General features: G+C 67.3%; 16 protein-coding genes and 4 pseudogenes. All 20 read left to right on the top strand.

The genetic code is table 11. The annotated features are described in order from the left end of the window. Positions 1-75: 75 nt before the first annotated feature. Positions 76-598: pseudogene (locus tag ACUDAL_RS10100) on the top strand (YceD family protein); the annotation flags it as partial. Between the two features lie 37 nt (positions 599-635). Then, the gene (gene rpmF, locus ACUDAL_RS10095) at positions 636-806 is read left to right on the top strand and encodes a 50S ribosomal protein L32 (protein WP_102588615.1); all 171 of its coding nucleotides are present in this window, start codon (positions 636-638) and stop codon (positions 804-806) included. A 35-nt stretch (positions 807-841) separates the two neighbouring features. Continuing rightward, positions 842-1,879: a phosphate acyltransferase PlsX gene (gene plsX, locus ACUDAL_RS10090; RefSeq protein WP_444679355.1), complete on the top strand. Its 1,038-nt coding sequence runs from the start codon at positions 842-844 to the stop codon at positions 1,877-1,879. Positions 1,880-1,884: 5 nt separating this feature from the next. Beyond that, a complete protein-coding gene (gene fabD / locus ACUDAL_RS10085) occupies positions 1,885-2,838 on the top strand; it encodes an ACP S-malonyltransferase (protein ID WP_444678058.1) in 954 nt (317 codons plus the stop codon). Positions 2,839-2,896: 58 nt separating this feature from the next. Further along, the gene (gene fabG / locus ACUDAL_RS10080) at positions 2,897-3,640 is read left to right on the top strand and encodes a 3-oxoacyl-ACP reductase FabG (protein ID WP_444678057.1); all 744 of its coding nucleotides are present in this window, start codon (positions 2,897-2,899) and stop codon (positions 3,638-3,640) included. 123 nt (positions 3,641-3,763) lie between these two features. Beyond that, complete coding sequence (gene acpP, locus ACUDAL_RS10075; protein WP_008956801.1) at positions 3,764-3,997, top strand: acyl carrier protein; 234 nt, start codon at positions 3,764-3,766, stop codon at positions 3,995-3,997. Between the two features lie 191 nt (positions 3,998-4,188). Further along, positions 4,189-5,430: a beta-ketoacyl-ACP synthase II gene (fabF, locus tag ACUDAL_RS10070; RefSeq protein ID WP_444679354.1), complete on the top strand. Its 1,242-nt coding sequence runs from the start codon at positions 4,189-4,191 to the stop codon at positions 5,428-5,430. A gap of 24 nt (positions 5,431-5,454) precedes the next feature. Continuing rightward, the gene (pabC, locus tag ACUDAL_RS10065; protein ID WP_444678056.1) at positions 5,455-6,276 is read left to right on the top strand and encodes an aminodeoxychorismate lyase; all 822 of its coding nucleotides are present in this window, start codon (positions 5,455-5,457) and stop codon (positions 6,274-6,276) included. Between the two features lie 10 nt (positions 6,277-6,286). Then, a complete protein-coding gene (mltG, locus tag ACUDAL_RS10060; RefSeq protein WP_444678055.1) occupies positions 6,287-7,291 on the top strand; it encodes an endolytic transglycosylase MltG in 1,005 nt (334 codons plus the stop codon). A 35-nt stretch (positions 7,292-7,326) separates the two neighbouring features. Then, positions 7,327-7,980 carry a dTMP kinase gene (tmk, locus tag ACUDAL_RS10055; RefSeq protein WP_444678054.1) on the top strand — a complete coding sequence of 218 codons (654 nt, stop codon included), beginning with the start codon at positions 7,327-7,329 and terminating at the stop codon, positions 7,978-7,980. Positions 7,981-7,991: 11 nt separating this feature from the next. Continuing rightward, positions 7,992-8,972, top strand: a complete 981-nt coding sequence (locus ACUDAL_RS10050; protein WP_444678053.1) for a DNA polymerase III subunit delta' — start codon at positions 7,992-7,994, stop codon at positions 8,970-8,972. Positions 8,973-8,997: 25 nt separating this feature from the next. Next, entirely contained in the window at positions 8,998-9,333 is a 336-nt protein-coding gene (locus ACUDAL_RS10045) for a PilZ domain-containing protein (RefSeq protein ID WP_444678052.1), read from the top strand. A gap of 38 nt (positions 9,334-9,371) precedes the next feature. Next, positions 9,372-10,226, top strand: coding sequence for a TatD family hydrolase (locus ACUDAL_RS10040; protein WP_444678051.1), 855 nt, complete (start codon positions 9,372-9,374; stop codon positions 10,224-10,226). Positions 10,227-10,279: 53 nt separating this feature from the next. Further along, a pseudogene (locus ACUDAL_RS10035) lies at positions 10,280-10,629 on the top strand (DUF1285 domain-containing protein). Next, positions 10,575-10,832: a DUF1285 family C-terminal domain-containing protein gene (locus ACUDAL_RS10030; RefSeq protein WP_444678050.1), complete on the top strand. Its 258-nt coding sequence runs from the start codon at positions 10,575-10,577 to the stop codon at positions 10,830-10,832. The pseudogene ACUDAL_RS10035 and the gene ACUDAL_RS10030 overlap by 55 nt, the downstream one beginning before the upstream one ends. After that, a pseudogene (locus ACUDAL_RS10025) lies at positions 10,829-13,056 on the top strand (ATP-dependent helicase). Before ACUDAL_RS10030 ends, ACUDAL_RS10025 begins: the two are co-directional and overlap by 4 nt. A 260-nt stretch (positions 13,057-13,316) precedes the next feature. Beyond that, positions 13,317-13,871, top strand: a complete 555-nt coding sequence (locus ACUDAL_RS10020) for a sulfurtransferase (RefSeq protein ID WP_444678049.1) — start codon at positions 13,317-13,319, stop codon at positions 13,869-13,871. Positions 13,872-13,953: 82 nt separating this feature from the next. Further along, positions 13,954-14,862, top strand: a complete 909-nt coding sequence (locus ACUDAL_RS10015) for a Gfo/Idh/MocA family oxidoreductase (protein ID WP_444678048.1) — start codon at positions 13,954-13,956, stop codon at positions 14,860-14,862. Next, positions 14,863-15,692: pseudogene (locus ACUDAL_RS10010) on the top strand (DegT/DnrJ/EryC1/StrS family aminotransferase); the annotation flags it as partial. Between the two features lie 110 nt (positions 15,693-15,802). Next, the gene (locus tag ACUDAL_RS10005) at positions 15,803-16,030 is read left to right on the top strand and encodes a DegT/DnrJ/EryC1/StrS family aminotransferase (RefSeq protein WP_444678047.1); all 228 of its coding nucleotides are present in this window, start codon (positions 15,803-15,805) and stop codon (positions 16,028-16,030) included. Positions 16,031-16,153 lie beyond the last annotated feature (123 nt).

Below are 16,153 nucleotides of genomic sequence, written 5' to 3'. Positions count from 1 at the left end.
CCGGTGGTCGCTATTGTAGCGCGCAGTGATGGTGTCTTTGACAGGCGCAGGGCGAGTGCCTATCATTGCGCGCCTATGTTGACCACACGACTCCCCGACAAGGTCGAGCCCTACCGGCTCGCCGCACGCGCCGAACGCCTGGCCGGTCTGATGTCGCTCGATCGTTTCGAGCGCTTGGCCGAGCAGGTGGGTGCCCAGTCCGGTGACTGCCGGGTCTGGCTCGAGTTCGGCATCGATGCCCAAGGCCGGCGCGAAATTCGTGGGCGCCTCGAGGCCGAGCTGCAGCTGCCGTGCCGACGCTGTCCTCGAGCCGCTGGCGCAATCGGTGGCAAGCGACTTCCTGCTGGGGATGGTGACCAGCGACACCCTGGCGGCCGACCTGCCGGGAACCCACGAGCCGGTGCTGGTGGAAAACGAACAGCTGAACCTTCTGGAGGTGGTCGAGGATGAGCTGATCCTCAGTCTGCCGCAGGTGGTTTACCACGATGAGGCCCATTGCCGGGTCTCGCGCGACCAGCTGAGCAGCGGCGAGGCGCCCGAACCTTCGGAGCCGGCCGCGAATCCCTTCGAGGTGCTGCGCCACCTCAAGGGAAAAAGTGATGGTTGTTTATTGTCTCACTCTGGAGTGACACCCCATGGCAGTTCAACAGAATCGCAAGACCCGTTCCAAGCGCGGTATGCGTCGTAGCCACGATGCGCTGAGCGCGCCGACCCTGTCCCAGGACAAGGAAACCGGCACCACTCACCTGCGCCACCACGTTTCCCCCGACGGCTTCTACCGCGGCCGCAAGATCGTCGACGCCTGAGTCGTATCCCCGCCGGTGACGGACGGCAGTTGAGCGTGCGGATCGCCGTCGATGCGATGGGCGGAGACATCGGCCCGAAGGCAGCCGTGCAGGGCGCGGCGATCGCTGCTGAGGCCACGCCGGCGCTGACCATCGACCTTTTCGGCCCTGCAAGCCTGCTGGAATCCGAACTCGAGAGCCTGCCGCGGCACCTCGCCGCGGCGGGCTCGCGTTTGGTCGTTCATCACGCTCCGCTGGCCGTCAGCCAGGAACAGAAGCCTTCCGATGTCCTGCGGCGTGGCGGCGACACCAGCATGGCTCGCATGCTGGCGCAGGTGGCCAGCCGCCAGGCCATCGCCGGCGTCAGCGCCGGCAATACCGGGGCCCTGATGGCGCTGGCGCGCCGCGAGCTGGGCACGGTGGCCGATATTCCCAGGCCGGCGATCAGTACGGCCATTCCCACGCGTGGCGATGGCCGCTGCTACCTGCTCGATCTGGGCGCCAATGTCGATGTCTCCTACCAGCGTCTGGTCGACTTCGCCTGTATGGGTGACGTCATGGCACGCGAGGTGGATGGGCTGGCATCGCCGCGGGTGGCGCTGCTCAATGTAGGCAGCGAAGCGACCAAGGGGAGTGCCACGGTGCGCGAGGCCGATGCCAGGCTGCGTGCCATGCCGTCGTTGAATTACTGCGGCTTTGCCGAAGGCGACGCCATCTTCACCGGTGCGTACGATGTGGTGGTCTGCGACGGTTTCGTCGGCAATGCGGTCCTCAAGGCGAGTGAAGGGTTGGCGCGAATGCTCATCGAGCGGGTTCAGACCACCTTCGAGGCCCACTGGAGCAGTCGCTTGGTGGGCATGCTGGCACGACCGGCATTGAGGCGGCTCAAGGGCGAGCTGGACCCGGTACGATACAATGGCGCCAGCCTGCTCGGGCTTGGCGGCATCGTGATCAAGAGCCATGGCAGCGCTGATGCCATCGGCTTTTCCTATGCCGTGCTGCGGGCAGTCCAGGAGGTCAGTCGGGATCTTCCCTCCCGCATGGCCAGCGAGCTGCGCAGTCGGCATGACAGGACTCTACAAGATCAATGGTGAACGACATGACTCAACCCCTCGCCCTCCTTTTCCCCGGGCAGGGCTCACAGCAGATCGGCATGCTGCGTGAGCTGGCCGAGCGCTACAGCGTCGTGCGCACGACGTTCGAGGAGGCCGCCGATGCGCTGGGCTACGACCTGTGGAAGGTGGTGCAGGAAGGGCCGGAAGATGCGCTCAACGCCACGGCCTGCACGCAGCCTGCGCTGCTCACGGCCAGCGTGGCCATCTGGCGGGTCTGGCAGGAGCTCGAAGGCCCGCGGCCCGGGGCCATGGCGGGGCATAGCCTTGGCGAGTACAGCGCCATGGTGTGCGCCGGCGTAATCGGCTTCGCCGACGGGGTGCGCCTGGTCAGGCTGCGCGGTGAGGCCATGCAGGAGGCGGTCCCGCTGGGGCAGGGCGGCATGGCGGCCATCCTCGGGCTTGACGATGCGATGGTGGAGCGCGCCTGCGCCGAGGCGGCGCAGGGCGATGTGGTCGCCGCGGTGAACTACAATGCGCCAGGACAGGTGGTCATCGCCGGCAGCAAGGCAGCGGTCGAGCGCGCCATCGCGTTGTGCCAGGAGGCCGGGGCCAAGCGGGCCATGGCGCTGCCGGTGTCGGTGCCCTCGCACTGCACGCTGATGAAGCCAGCCGCCGAGCGGCTCCAGGCTGCCATGGAGGCGCTCGACATGCGCCCGCCGCGCTATACCATCTATCAAAACGTGGATGCCCAGGCGCATGCCGATGTGGGTACGCTGCGTACCCGGTTGATCGAGCAGCTCTATCAGCCCGTGCGCTGGACCTCCTGCGTGGAGGCGATGGTGAACCGTGGCGCCGAGGTATTCATCGAGTGCGGTCCTGGCAAGGTGCTGACCGGTCTTGGCAAGCGTATTGCCAAGGGCAGCAAGGGACTGGCGGTGAACGACCCCGACAGCCTTGAAGCGGCGTTGGAACTGGCGCGGGAAGCGGCCAGCCAGTGAGCCAGGAAGGAGACAGCCTCCTTCATCCGAACAATCACGACTCATATCGGAAGCAGCTATGACGAGCGAACGCAGAATCGCCCTGGTCACCGGGGCCAGTCGCGGCATCGGACGCGCCATCGCGCATGAACTGGGCCGCCAGGGGCAGGTGGTGATCGGCACGGCCACCACCGAAGATGGCGCGGCCAAGATCGGCGAGGACCTGCGGGCCCAGGGTTTCGAGGGCGCCGGTCGCGCGCTGGACGTAACCGATCCGGAGAGCGTTGATGCGCTGATCAAGGCGATCACCGAGGAGTTCGGTGCACCGACGATCCTGGTGAACAATGCCGGCATCACGCGCGACAACCTGCTGATGCGCATGAAAGAGGACGAGTGGGATACGGTGCTCGACACCAACCTCAAGTCCGTCTATCGCGTCACCAAGGCATGCCTGCGCGGCATGACCCGCGCTCGCTTCGGCCGCATCGTCAATATCAGCTCGGTGGTGGCCACCATGGGCAACCTGGGCCAGACCAACTATGCTGCCGCCAAGGCGGGGATGGAGGGCTTCACCCGTGCCCTGGCCCGCGAGGTGGCGTCTCGGGCCATTACGGTCAATGCCGTGGCACCTGGCTTCATCGCCACGGACATGACCCATGCACTGCCCGAAGAGCAGCACAAGATGCTGCTGACCCAGATTCCCCTGGCTCGCCTGGGCGAGCCGGAGGAAATTGCCGCGGCCGTCGGCTTCCTGACGGGCGAGAGCGCTGGCTACATCACCGGCGAGACGCTGCAGGTCAACGGCGGCATGAACATGCGTTGACGCTTCCGCGGGTCGGCGGTTGCGCCGACCGGGGGGCGTCTATAAACTACCCCGCAGCTTGAGTTTGCGGACCAAACGGTTGGTCATCCGAACGGCTAACTTGAACGACTGGAGTACGTCATAATGAGCACCATCGAAGAGCGCGTGAAGAAGGTTGTGGCCGAGCGCCTGAACGTCAAGGAAGAGGATATTCAGAACAGCTCCTCCTTCACCGAAGACCTGGGCGCCGATTCCCTGGATACCGTTGAGCTGGTCATGGCGCTCGAAGAGGAATTCGACACCGAGATTCCCGATGAGGAAGCCGAGAAGATCACCACCGTTCAGGAAGCCATCGACTACGTCAACGCCCACCAGTAAGGGCGCGGTCGTCCCCGCTTGCTGAGGTGACGGGCCTCCCAGTGAAGCCCATCAAGAGCCGTCCTGAATCCAGGGCGGCTTTTTGCTTCATGCCTTGGCAGTGGCTGCCCAAGCCGGGAGCTTGTTGGGTATAATGCGCGCAACGTCGGTCCCTGGAATGGGCCGTGTCGTCTAGGTTGTCTGGAGGAAAACTGATGGCTCGTAGAGTTGTGGTGACCGGGCTTGGCCTGGTCACGCCGGTGGGCAACACCGTCGAGGAGAGCTGGGAGAACATCCTGGCCGGCAAGAGCGGCATCGCCCCCATCGAGCATTTCGATGCCAGCAGCTTCAACACGCGCTTCGGGGGCTCGGTCAAGAACTTCGACATCAGCCCGTACCTGAATCCGAAGGATGCGCGCAAGATGGACCTGTTCATCCAGTACGGGGTGGCCGCTGGCGCGCAGGCCATCAGTGACTCGGGCATCGAATGCACCGAAGCCAACGCTGAGCGAATCGGCGTGGCCATCGGTTCGGGCATCGGCGGGCTGCCGATGATCGAGCAGAACCACAACGCGCTCAACAAGGGTGGCGCCCGACGCATCTCGCCGTTCTTCGTCCCCGGCTCGATCATCAACATGATCTCCGGCAACCTGGCGATCCAGCACGGCTTTCGTGGCCCCAATATCGCCATCACTACCGCCTGCACCACGGGCACGCACAACATCGGTTACAGCGCTCGCACCATCGCCTACGGCGATGCCGACGTGATGATCTGCGGCGGTGCCGAGATGGCCACCACGCCGCTGGGCCTGGGTGGCTTCTCCGCTGCCCGCGCGCTCTCGACCCGCAATGACAACCCGCAGGCGGCCAGCCGCCCGTGGGATCGCGATCGCGACGGCTTCGTGCTGTCCGACGGCGCTGGCGTGCTGGTGCTCGAGGAGTACGAGCATGCTAAGGCCCGCGGTGCGCGCATCTATGCCGAACTGATTGGCTTTGGCATGAGCGACGATGCCTTCCACATGACGGCACCGCCCGAGGATGGCAGCGGCGCGGCGCTCTCCATGCGCAACGCCATTCGCGATGCGCGCCTCGACCCCGCAGACGTTCACTACATCAATGCTCATGGCACCTCGACGCCGGCCGGCGACCTGGCCGAAAGCCGTGCGGTCTCTAAGGTGATGGGTGCTGCGGCTTCCTCGGTGGCCGTCAGCTCGACCAAGTCGATGATCGGCCATTTGCTGGGCGCTGCCGGGGCGGTCGAAGCCGTGTTCTGCATTCTGGCGATTCGCGACCAGGTGGCACCGCCGACCATCAACCTCGATAACCCGCAGGAAGGCTGCGATCTCGACTACGTACCGCATACGGCGCGCCAGATGAAGATCGACGTGGCGCTGTCGAACTCCTTTGGTTTCGGTGGAACCAACGGCACCCTGCTGTTCTCCAAGTTGCGCTGAAGCGAGTGAGAGGAGGGCGCTGCCGTGACGGATTGGCCTGGCCACGACAGCGTCCCGCTCGATGATCGTGGCCTGGCCTACGGCGACGGCCTCTTCGAGACCGTGCTGGTGCGTGATGGCCAGGCCCTGCTGTGGGACGAGCATATGGCGCGGCTGGCGCGTGGCTGTCGGGCGCTGTCCCTGCCGCCGCCCGACACGGCGCGCCTTGCCCAGTTGCCCGCCCGGGCCGGCCCCGGCCTGAAGGTACTCAAGATCATCCTGACGCGGGGCAGTGGAGGGCGCGGCTACCTGCCGCCCGAACCGGCGCAGCCACGGCTGCGCTGGAAGGTCGCTGACTTTGCGCCGCAGCCGGCCCGCTGGCGCGATGGAGTGCGGGTGCGCCATTGCCGGCTTCGGCTCGGCAGGCAGCCCGCACTGGCCGGCATCAAGCACCTCAATCGTCTCGAAAACGTCCTGGCGCGCCGTGAATGGCAAGACGCCGAGCTGGCCGAAGGGCTGCTCTGCGACAGCGAAGGCCTGCTGGTGGAAGCCACCGCGATGAACCTGATCTGGCGCCGTGACGGACGGCTCGAGACGCCGTGCCTGGCCCGATGCGGCGTGGCCGGTACCCTGCGCGCCGCGCTGATGGCCCGCCAGGCGATCGTCGAGGTGAGCTGCGGCCCCGAGGTGCTGGCCGAGGTTGAGGCGCTGTGGCTGCTCAATTCCGTGCAGGGCGTCTGGCCGGTGACGCGGCTGGATGACACGGCGGGCACAGAACTCAGGCGCTGGTGCATCGATGATGCGAATCGCCCGCTGCAGGCGATGGCACATGAGCTGCTGGGCTACCCGGCGGCGTTCGAACGGTGAGAGGAAAGGCATGCTGCGTCTAGTCAAATACCTGTTGCTGCTGGTGGTGGTCGCCGCGGTTGCCGCCCTGGCCGGCTATCACTATTGGGAGAGCCGACTGGAGGCACCCATTGCCGTCGACGAGGAGACGCTCTACGAGGTGCCACGCGGCGCCGGCTACAACCGCGTGGTCACTGACCTGGCCAGTCGCGGCATCATTCAGGACGACTGGGCGTTTCGCCTGCTGACGCGCCTCGAGCCAGAGGCAATTCCGCGGCTGCGCGCCGGCGAGTACATGCTCGAACCCGGCATGAGCGGTCGCGACCTCATTGCTCTGCTGGGCAGCGACCGGGTGGTGACCTATCCCATGACCTTCCCGGAAGGCTGGACCTTCCGCCAGATGCGGGCACAGCTGGATGCCGCCCCCAAGCTGGAAAACCTGACCCACGGACTTTCCGATGCCGAGGTCATGGCGCTGCTAGGGCGCGAGGACCGCCATCCCGAGGGGTGGTTCTTCCCCGATACGTACCGCTATTACAAGGGGATGAGCGACTTGGACATCCTGCGCCAGGCGCTGCTGCGCATGGAGCGTATTCTTGAGGAGGTGTGGGAACGGCGCAGTGATGAGCTGACCATCGATACCCCCTACGAGGCGCTGATCATGGCCTCGCTGATCGAGCGCGAAACCGGAGCCCCGGAGGAGCGCCGTGAGATTGCCGGGGTCTTCAAGCGTCGCATGCAAACCGGCATGCGCCTGCAGACCGACCCCACGGTGATCTACGGCATGGGCGAGCGCTATGAGGGGCGTATCACCCGGGCGGACCTGCAGGAGGCCACCCCCTACAACACCTATGTGATCAACGGCCTGCCGCCGACGCCCATTGCCATGCCCGGTCGTGCCTCGCTGGAGGCCGCCGTCGACCCGCTGCCCGGTGACACCTACTATTTCGTTTCTCGTGGCGACGGTACCCACCACTTCTCGCGGACCTTGCGCGAGCACAACAACGCCGTGAACCGCTACATCCGCAACCGCTGAGCAGGATGCACGCCATGCTGGCACAAGGAGTTTCGATGCAGCCGCGAGGACGTTTCATCACCCTGGAGGGCAGCGAGGGTGTTGGTAAGAGCACCAATATTGAAGCGGTGGCACAATGGCTCTCTTCGCGCGGCGTTGAGGTGGTGCGAACGCGGGAGCCCGGCGGCACCCAGCGGGCCGAGGCCATTCGCGAGCTGCTGCTGACGCCCGACAGCGACGAGACGCTGTGCGTCGACGCTGAGCTATTGCTGATCTTTGCCGCCCGCGCCCAGCACGTGGCGCAAAAGATCCTGCCCGCGCTGCAGCGCGGTGCCTGGGTGCTATGCGACCGCTTCACCGATGCCACCTTTGCCTACCAGGGCGGTGGACGGAGCATATCGTCCGAGCGCATCGCCGAGCTTGAGCGCTTCGTGCTGGGCGATTTTCAGCCCGACCTGACGCTGCTTTTGGACATGCCGGTGGCCGCCGCCCAGCAGCGGCTGCAGGACCGCCTGGCGGCCAGCGGCGGTGAGCAGGACCGCTTCGAGCAGGAGCGCGGCGCGTTCTTCGAGGCGGTGCGCCAGGCCTACCTGGCGCGAGCCGAGGCGGCGCCCGGGCGGTTTGCCGTGATCGATGCCGCCGCACCGCTGGCCACCGTCCAGGCCCGGCTGGCCGACTGCCTGGATCAGCGGGTTGGCCCATGGCTCTAGGCGAACCGGGTATGGCGACACCGCTGCCCTGGCAGCTGCCCCTGTGGCAGCACTTCCTCGAGCGCTTCGAGCAGCAGCGCCTGCCCCACGCGCTGCTGCTGTCGGGGCCGCGCGGCGTAGGCAAGCAGCGCTTCGGCGAGGCGCTGGTGGCTCGGCTGCTGTGCACCTCGCCGGGCAGCCAGGCGTGCGGCCACTGCCATGGCTGCCACATGCTGGCGTCCGGCTACCACCCCGACCTGATGCGGGTGATGCCGGAAGAGGGCAAGCGGCAGATTCGCATCGACCCAATTCGCACGGTCAACGGCTTCGTGGCCCAGACTGCCCAGCAGGGCGGGCGGCGGGTGATCGTGGTCGCCCCGGCCGAGGCCATGAACGTGGCGGCCGCCAACGCGCTGCTCAAGAGCCTCGAGGAGCCGGGTGCGAATACCCATTTCCTGCTGCTCGCCGACGTGCCGTCGCGCATGCTGGCCACGATCCGTTCGCGCTGCCAGCACTGGAGCCTGCCGCTGCCCGAGCGTGAGGCGAGCCTGGCCTGGCTGACCGAGCGGCTTGGCAGCCATGAGGAAGCGCAGTTCTGGTGGCAGGTTTCGGGAGGGCTGCCGCTGCTGGCGGTGGAGCTGGCAGACCCCGGTTCACGGGCTCTGCGCAAGCAGCTTCACGACACCTTCGATGCCCTGGTGCGCGGCGCCGAGCCGGTGGCCGAGGCCGCGCGTCTCGACCGCCAGGCTATCGAATCGATCCTGTGGTACGGTATCGCCTGGCTCGAGGACCTGATTCGCCTGGGCCTGACCGGCGAAGCATCGCGGCTGCGCAACCCCGACCTGTTGCCGCTCTACCGCCAGGCGGTGAAGAACGCCCGGGTGCGCGACTGGTTCCGCCTGCTGGACTACGCTCGCGAGCAGCGGCGGCTGCTGGCCAGCGGGGGCAATCCCAACCCGCAGCTGGTGCTCGAGGCCTGGCTGGTGCGTTGGTCGGCGCTACTGCGTTCATGAAGCTCAACGGGGAGGAGTGAGGTCGATGTCACCGCAAAAGGCACTGTCGCTGACGATCCAGGACGAGCAGACGCTGCTCTCCGCCTACATGCCGTTGCTCGAGCGTGGCGGCATCTTCGTGCCTACCCGCGAGCGCTATGAGCTGGGCCAGGAGGTCTACCTGCTGCTAACGCTGCCGAGTGACAGCGAGCGGGTGCCCGTTACCGGCCAGGTGGTGTGGGTCTCGCCCGACGGCGTGGCAGGGCGACGGGTGCCCGGCATCGGCATTCACTTCAGTGCGGAGGACCAAGCCGTACGCGACCGCATCGAGACTCTGCTGGCGGGTCAATTGGACAAGGGAGCGCCTTCCTACACCCTGTAAGCCCTTCTCTTCACGGAACGCTATGAGCCGATTACCGCATGTTTGTTGATTCACACTGTCATTTGGACCGTCTCGACCCGGCCACGCATGCGGGTAGCGTGGCGGCCGCCCTCGAGGCCGCACGCGCACGCGACGTGCGCCAGTTTCTGGCCATCGCGGTGACGCTCGAGGACGTACCGTCGCTGGCCGCGCTTGGCCGCGAGCACCTGGACGTGGCCATCTCCGCCGGCGTGCATCCCCTCCACCTGCTGGAGCGGGAGCCGGAGATCGAAGGCATCAAGGAGGTCGCGGAGCGCTTCGGCGCGGTGGCCATCGGCGAATGCGGCCTCGACTATCATTATCTCGACAAGACGCCCGAGCGTGTCCCGTCGCGTGATGTGCAGCGCGAGCGCTTTCGCCGTCAGCTGATCGCCGCCACCGAACTCGAACTGCCGGTTATCGTGCATACCCGCGACGCCCGCGAGGATACGCTCGCCATGATGCGCGAGTACAGCGACCCGGCCATCGGCGGCGTGCTGCACTGCTTCACCGAGGATCTCGACATGGCCCGCGAGGCGGTGCGCCACGGGTTCTACATTTCGCTGTCGGGGATCGTCACGTTTCGCAACGCCGAGGCGCTGCGAGAAGTGGCCCGTCGGGTGCCGCTGGACCGGCTGCTGATCGAGACCGACAGCCCCTACCTGGCGCCGGTGCCCCACCGCGGCAAGCCCAATGAGCCGGCGTGGGTGGTGGAAGTGGCCCAGTGCATCGCCGAGGCTAGGGGAATCAGCCTCGACGAGGTGGCAATGCAGACCACGGCCAATTTCTACCAGCTGTTCCGCGCCGCCGCGCCTGACATTTCGGCAGAGGTGCGCCAGGCGCTGGCCCACGCCGGCCTGATCTCGGGCCGCTGACCCGAAGCAGCGGCTGGGCTAGAGTAGAACTCGAGCCTGGTGGAGTAGCGATCATGAACCTCGAACCTTTGCTGAAGCATGTCGAGCCGACCGGCGGGCTGCCTCCCGTCGAGACCTGGCACCCCGAGCGCGTGGGGGAAATGGACCTGGAAATAGCCGCCGACGGGCGCTGGTTCCACGAGGGGGCGAGATGACCCGGCCGGCCCTGGTCCGGCTGCTCTCCACGCTGCTGCGCCGCGAGGCCGATGGCCATTACTACCTGGTGACGCCCGCCGAGAAACAGCGCATCCGGGTCGTCGATCGCCCATTCTTGATCGTCGATGCTGAGCGCGATGGTGACGGCGACTGGTGGTTGACTACCAATGCGGGGATCGCCTGCGCCTCGATGCGGCACGCTCGCTGACGCCGAGCGCCACCCCCGAAGGCGAGGAGATTCCGGAAGTGCCCGTGCGACTGGGGCTTACCGCTCGGCTGGGGCGCAACGTCTACTATCGACTGGTGGAAGAGGCCGAGCAGCGCCCCGGCCGGCCGGGGTGGGTCGAGCTGGGGCTATTCAGCGGCGAAACCTGGCAGCCGCTGGGCAGCGTACCGGCTGAGGCCCTGTGAAGCTGACCGACGAGCAGCGTGCCGTCGTCGAGCATGGCGCGGGCCACGCTCGAGTAGCCGCCGTGGCCGGGGCGGGCAAGACCACTACGCTGGTGGCACGGGTGCTGCACCTGCTGCAGCGGGGCGTGCCGGCCCAGCGTATCCTGGTGCTGATGTTCAACCGCTCGGCGCGAGAAGACTTCCAACGCCGTCTGGCCACCATGGCACCGAGCGGCGTTGCGCTGCCCGATATTCGCACCTTCCACTCGCTGGGGCATCGCCTCACGGCCAGCCTGACCCGCTGGGGCGCCCTGACGCCACGCCAGCTGCTTTCCGCCGACTGGCAGCTGGAGCGGCTGCTGCGCCAGGCCACGCAGGAGGTACTGAGCGGGGAAGCGGCGCAGCGCGACATGGCGCTGGAGCCGGATACCCTGGATGCCCTGTCCCATTTCTGTGCCCTGGTGAAGGCGGAAATGGTGACGCCGCAGGCGCTCTACGAGCGGCTCGACCTGGGCGAGGGCACCGGCCACTTCCCCGAGGCCTTCCAGCGGCTCGAGGCGCTGCTGGCGGAGCATGGGCTGATGACCTATGCCGACCTGCTCTACCGTCCGCTGCTGGCCTTCCAGGCCGAGCCCGCGCTGGTGGTGCGGGTGCAGGGTTTCCTCGACCAAGTCATCATCGACGAGTACCAGGACATCAACCAGGCCCAGCTGCGGCTGCTCGCCACCCTGGCCGGCCGCAGCGCCGAGGTCATGGCCGTCGGGGATGCCAACCAGTGCATCTACGAGTGGCGCGGGGCACACCCCGACACCATGCGCGATCATTTCACCGCCACTTTCGGCCCGGCCAGCGATTACCCGCTTTCCACCACCTTCCGCCATGGCCATGCGCTGGCGCTGCTGGCCAACCATGCGATTGCGGCCAACCAGCGTCGCCCCGACCAGCTGTGCCTGGCCGCGGAGGGCAATCCTGCGACCACCCTGAGCGTGGCGCAGGGCAGGGGCGCTGCTGGAGACGCTCGACGCCTGGCTCGCCGCGGGGCGGCGGCTCGATGAAGCCTGCCTGCTGGTGAGAAGCTGGGCCCTGTCGGTGCCGGTTCAGCTGCGGCTGCTGCAGGCGGGGGTACCGTTTCGGCTGTCCCGCGAGGCTCACTTTGTGTTTCGCCTGCCGCTGGTGCAGGCGCTCTCCGGCTACCTGCGGCTGGCACGTGACGGCGCCTTGCTGCGTGACCCGGGGCTGCTCCTGCGGCTGCTGGAACAGCCGACGCCGTTTGTCGCGCGTGAGCGGCTGGGCGCGCTGGCGCGACGGCTGGCCGAGACCGGCGAATTTCCCGGCAACCACGACCCCTTGATGGCGAGCCTCAAGCCCGTGCAGCGGCGCAACCTGAAGCGGCGCTGGGCGCTGCTAGGTGAGCTGCCGCGGCTGGGCCATTGGCCGCCGGCGCGGCTGCTGGCGCATATCGTCGATACCCTCGAGGCCGAGAAGGTGCTCAAGCGTGCGGCGGCGCGCCGGAAAAGGGCGAACAGGACGTGCGCCTGCTGGATGTGCTGATTGAACAGGCCGGCGAGGCGCAGGCGATCGATGCCTTCATCGAGCTGCTCGAACGGCCGGTCGAGAACCACGCCGAGGGCCTGCTGATTACCACCGTGCACGGGGCCAAGGGGCTGGAGTGGCCGCTGGTGGCCATGGCCGGCGTCAATGAAGAGGATTTTCCCCATTACAGCCGGGACAACCCGCTGACGCCCGAACGGCTGGAGGAGGAGCGGCGTCTCTTCTATGTCGCCGTCACGCGGGCCCGAGAGCGGCTGCTCATCCTACACGACGGGGGCGAGCATCGCCCCGGCCGCTTCATCGCCGAAACGGCGTGGCAGGACTGCCTGCGACTCGACGCACGCCTGCGCGGGGCCGATGTCGGCAATGAGGCGCTGGCCGTGTCTTCTCCGCGGCTGATGTCGCGCTACCTCGAGGCATTGTCGCGGCAGGTGCCGCTGACGCAGCGCCAGGCAGAGGGGCTGCCGCTGGCCGCGCCTGTCGACGCGGCAAGCTATCGGCCAGGGCAGTGGCTGCGTCATGCCGTGTTCGGCGAGGGGAAGTCGTGCAGGTCGAGGGCGACCCGGCCGACCCCATCATCGAGGTCAATTTCACCCGGGCCGGTCGGCGCCGGCTGCTGGCCGGGCGAGCGCCCATCGAGCGCCTCGACGCCGGCCGCGCCCGCCCAGGCCTTGCCAAAGGAGAGCGAGCATGAACAGCCTGCTGATCACGGCGCACGAGCTGAGCGAAGCCCTGCAGGGCCAGCACCCTTGCGGGTGCTGGACTGCCGGCCCGGCTGGGAAAACCCGAGGCCGGGCGCCAGATGTGGGAAGCGGGGCATGTGGCGGGTAGCCTGCCGGTCAGCCTCGACCATGACCTGGCGGGGCCTCCGGGCGCAGGTGGGCGCCATCCGCTGCCGACGCCCGAGGCCTTCACCGCCACGCTGCAGCGGCTCGGGGTCTCCCCGGCGAGCCGGTGGTGGTACTCGACGACCTGGGCGGGCAGCTGGCCGCGGCGCGGGCCTGGTGGATGCTGGCGATCTGGGCGGGGCATCCCGATGTGCGTGTGCTGGACGGCGGATTGCAGGCTTGGCTGGCGGCCGGCGGCGAGCTGGTGCAGGCCGCGTGGCAGCCTCCCGAGCCTGGCCGCTGGCAGCCGACGTTCAACGCCGGGGCGTGGATCGGCGCCGACCAGGTGCTTGCCGGGCGGGCGCTGCTGGTCGATGCGCGCAGCGAGGAGCGTTTTCGCGGTGAGGTCGAGCCCATCGACCCGGTGGCCGGCCGCATCCCGGGTGCGGTATGTCGGCCGAGCGCCGCCAACCTCGATAAGCAGGGTAAATTCAAGCCGGCGCAACGGCTCGACGCCGAGCTGCCCCGGGCCGACCAGGTGGTTGCCTACTGCGGCTCGGGTGTGACGGCTTGCCACAATCTCCTGGCCTACGCCATCGCCGGTCGCCCCGTTCCGCGGCTCTACCCCGGCTCCTGGAGCGAATGGATCACCGCTCCGGCTAGGCCGGTGGCAAGAGGGTGACCGACCTGTCAAGCTTTGGCCGGCAGGTACCGTCAACCGGCTGGCAAGCTGATAACAACACGGACTTCAAGGAGGATAGACCATGAACTTTGCGCTGATTGGCGCGGCAGGGTACATCGCGCCGCGCCACATGCAGGCGATCAAGGATACCGGCAACGACCTGGTGGCGGCCTATGACATCAACGACTCGGTCGGCATCATCGACTCCATCTCTACCAACTGCTCTTTCTTCACCGAGTTCGAATACTTCCTGGAACATGCCTGGCGGCTGAAGCGCCAGGGCGAGCGGGCCATCGACCACTGGGTGGTGTGTTCGCCCAACCATCTGCACAGCGCCCATATCACCGCGGGGCTGCATCTGGACTGCGACGTGATCTGCGAGAAGCCGCTGGTGTCGACGCCGGCCCAGCTCGACGAGCTGCGCCAAGTCGAACAGGCCACCGGTCGGCGCGTCTACAGCATCATGCAGCTGCGCCATCATCCTGCCATCCATGAGCTGCGTGACAAGGTGCTGGCCGAGCAGCGGGACGGCCAGTATGAAGTCGAGCTGACCTACATCACTGCCCGCGGCCCCTGGTACCTGGCCAGTTGGAAGGGCGATTCGCGTAAGTCGTTCGGGGTCATGTCCGAAATCGGCATTCACTTCTTCGACATGCTGCACGTGATCTTCGGCGAGCTGAAGCGCATGGAGCTGCACCATCACGACGAGCGTAAGGCCGCGGGCTTCCTTGAATACGAGAAGGCGCGGGTACGCTGGTTCCTATCCATCGACGCCGAGGACCTGCCCGCGCGGCTGCGTGGCCACCATTCGACCTTCCGCAGCATCACCTGCGACGGCGAGGAGTTCGAGTTCTCCAGCGGCTTCACCGACCTGCATACGGTCAGCTACCGTGAGATCCTGGCCGGGCGTGGCTTCGGCATCGAGACCGTGCGCCACTGCCTCGAGACGGTGTACGCGCTTGGCCAGGCCACCCCGGAAGCCCCCGCGTAGATGAAGCGCATCCGCAGCTCGCCGCCGTGCTGGCGGCGCAGGACGCGCTCGCGGCCAGTCAGCGCTAAGGGGAGCCTACGCATGCATTTCATTGATCTTGCCGCGCAGCAGGCGCGGATCAAGCCACGCCTGGATGCCGCCATCCAGAGCGTGCTGGAACACGGGCGCTACGTGCTGGGCCCGGAAGTGACCGCGCTTGAGGAGCGCCTGGCCGAGTATGTCGGCGTGGCGCACTGCATCGGCTGCGCCAACGGCACCGATGCGCTGCAGATCGCGCTGATGGCGCTGGATATCGGCGCCGGTGACGAGGTGATCGTGCCCGGTTTCACCTTCATCGCCAGCGCCGAGAGCATCGTGCTGGCCGGTGCTCGGCCGGTCTACGTGGATATCGATCCGGCCACCTACCTGCTCGACCCGCAGCAGCTCGAGGCGGCGGTGACCCGCGCACGCGGGCGATCATGCCGGTGTCGATGTTCGGCCAGTGTGCCGACATGGAGGCCATCGAGGCGGTGGCCCACCGCCATGGCCTGGCGGTGGTGGAGGATGCCGCCCAGAGCTTCGGCGCCACGCGCCACGGGCGGCGCTCCTGCGGGCTCAGCCGCGTGGCCTGCACCAGCTTCTTTCCGAGCAAGCCACTGGGCGCCTACGGAGACGGCGGGGCGCTGTTCACCGACGATGACGACCTGGCCGCCGGCATTCGCCTCGTGGCGCGCCATGGAGAGGCGCGGCGCTACCACCATACCCGGCTCGGCATGAACAGCCGGCTGGATACCCTGCAGGCCGCGGTGCTGCTGGCCAAGCTGGAGATCTTCGACGACGAGGTGGCGCGCCGTCAGGCCGTTGCCGAGCGCTATGATCGTCTGCTGGGTGAGGCCGGCATCGCCACTACCCCCGCCTGGCGCCTGGCAACACCAGCGTCTATGCCCAATACAGTCTGCGGGTGGCGAACCGCGACCAGGTGCAGGCGCGGCTCACTGAAGCCGGGGTGCCGACGGCCGTACACTACCCGCTGCCGCTCAATCACCAACCGGCCGTGGCAGACCCCGGCTGCCGCCTGCCGGTGACCGAGGCGGTATGCCAGGAGATTCTCAGCCTGCCGATGCACCCCTACCTGGAGGCCGAGCAGCAGCGGCATGTGGTAACGGCGCTGGTGCAGGCGCTGGCCTGAGCTTCGGCAGCGTATCGCTGCGTGCGTGGCTCACTGGACGCTGTTCGCCCGACTGTACCGACAGCGGTGGCCAAGGGCGAGGCAAGAGAGAGCAGCCTAGGACAAAAGGGAAAGGGCAAGGCG

Source organism: Halomonas sp. E19 (assembly GCF_052439355.1).
Lineage (GTDB): Bacteria > Pseudomonadota > Gammaproteobacteria > Pseudomonadales > Halomonadaceae > Halomonas.
The sequence above is the reverse complement of the archived record's forward strand: the minus strand, read 5'-3'. Positions and strand labels throughout refer to the sequence as shown.

Bases quoted from the DNA above. Each gene is read 5' to 3' on its own strand.
- rpmF (WP_102588615.1), top strand. From the start codon at position 636: ATGGCAGTTCAACAGAATCGCAAGACCCGTTCCAAGCGCGGTATGCGT.
- mltG (WP_444678055.1), top strand. From the start codon at position 6,287: ATGCTGCGTCTAGTCAAATACCTGTTGCTGCTGGTGGTGGTCGCCGCG.
- tmk (WP_444678054.1), top strand. From the start codon at position 7,327: ATGCAGCCGCGAGGACGTTTCATCACCCTGGAGGGCAGCGAGGGTGTT.
- acpP (WP_008956801.1), top strand. From the start codon at position 3,764: ATGAGCACCATCGAAGAGCGCGTGAAGAAGGTTGTGGCCGAGCGCCTG.
- fabD (WP_444678058.1), top strand. From the start codon at position 1,885: ATGACTCAACCCCTCGCCCTCCTTTTCCCCGGGCAGGGCTCACAGCAG.
- ACUDAL_RS10050 (WP_444678053.1), top strand. From the start codon at position 7,992: ATGGCGACACCGCTGCCCTGGCAGCTGCCCCTGTGGCAGCACTTCCTC.
- fabG (WP_444678057.1), top strand. From the start codon at position 2,897: ATGACGAGCGAACGCAGAATCGCCCTGGTCACCGGGGCCAGTCGCGGC.
- ACUDAL_RS10040 (WP_444678051.1), top strand. From the start codon at position 9,372: ATGTTTGTTGATTCACACTGTCATTTGGACCGTCTCGACCCGGCCACG.
- ACUDAL_RS10015 (WP_444678048.1), top strand. From the start codon at position 13,954: ATGAACTTTGCGCTGATTGGCGCGGCAGGGTACATCGCGCCGCGCCAC.
- ACUDAL_RS10045 (WP_444678052.1), top strand. From the start codon at position 8,998: ATGTCACCGCAAAAGGCACTGTCGCTGACGATCCAGGACGAGCAGACG.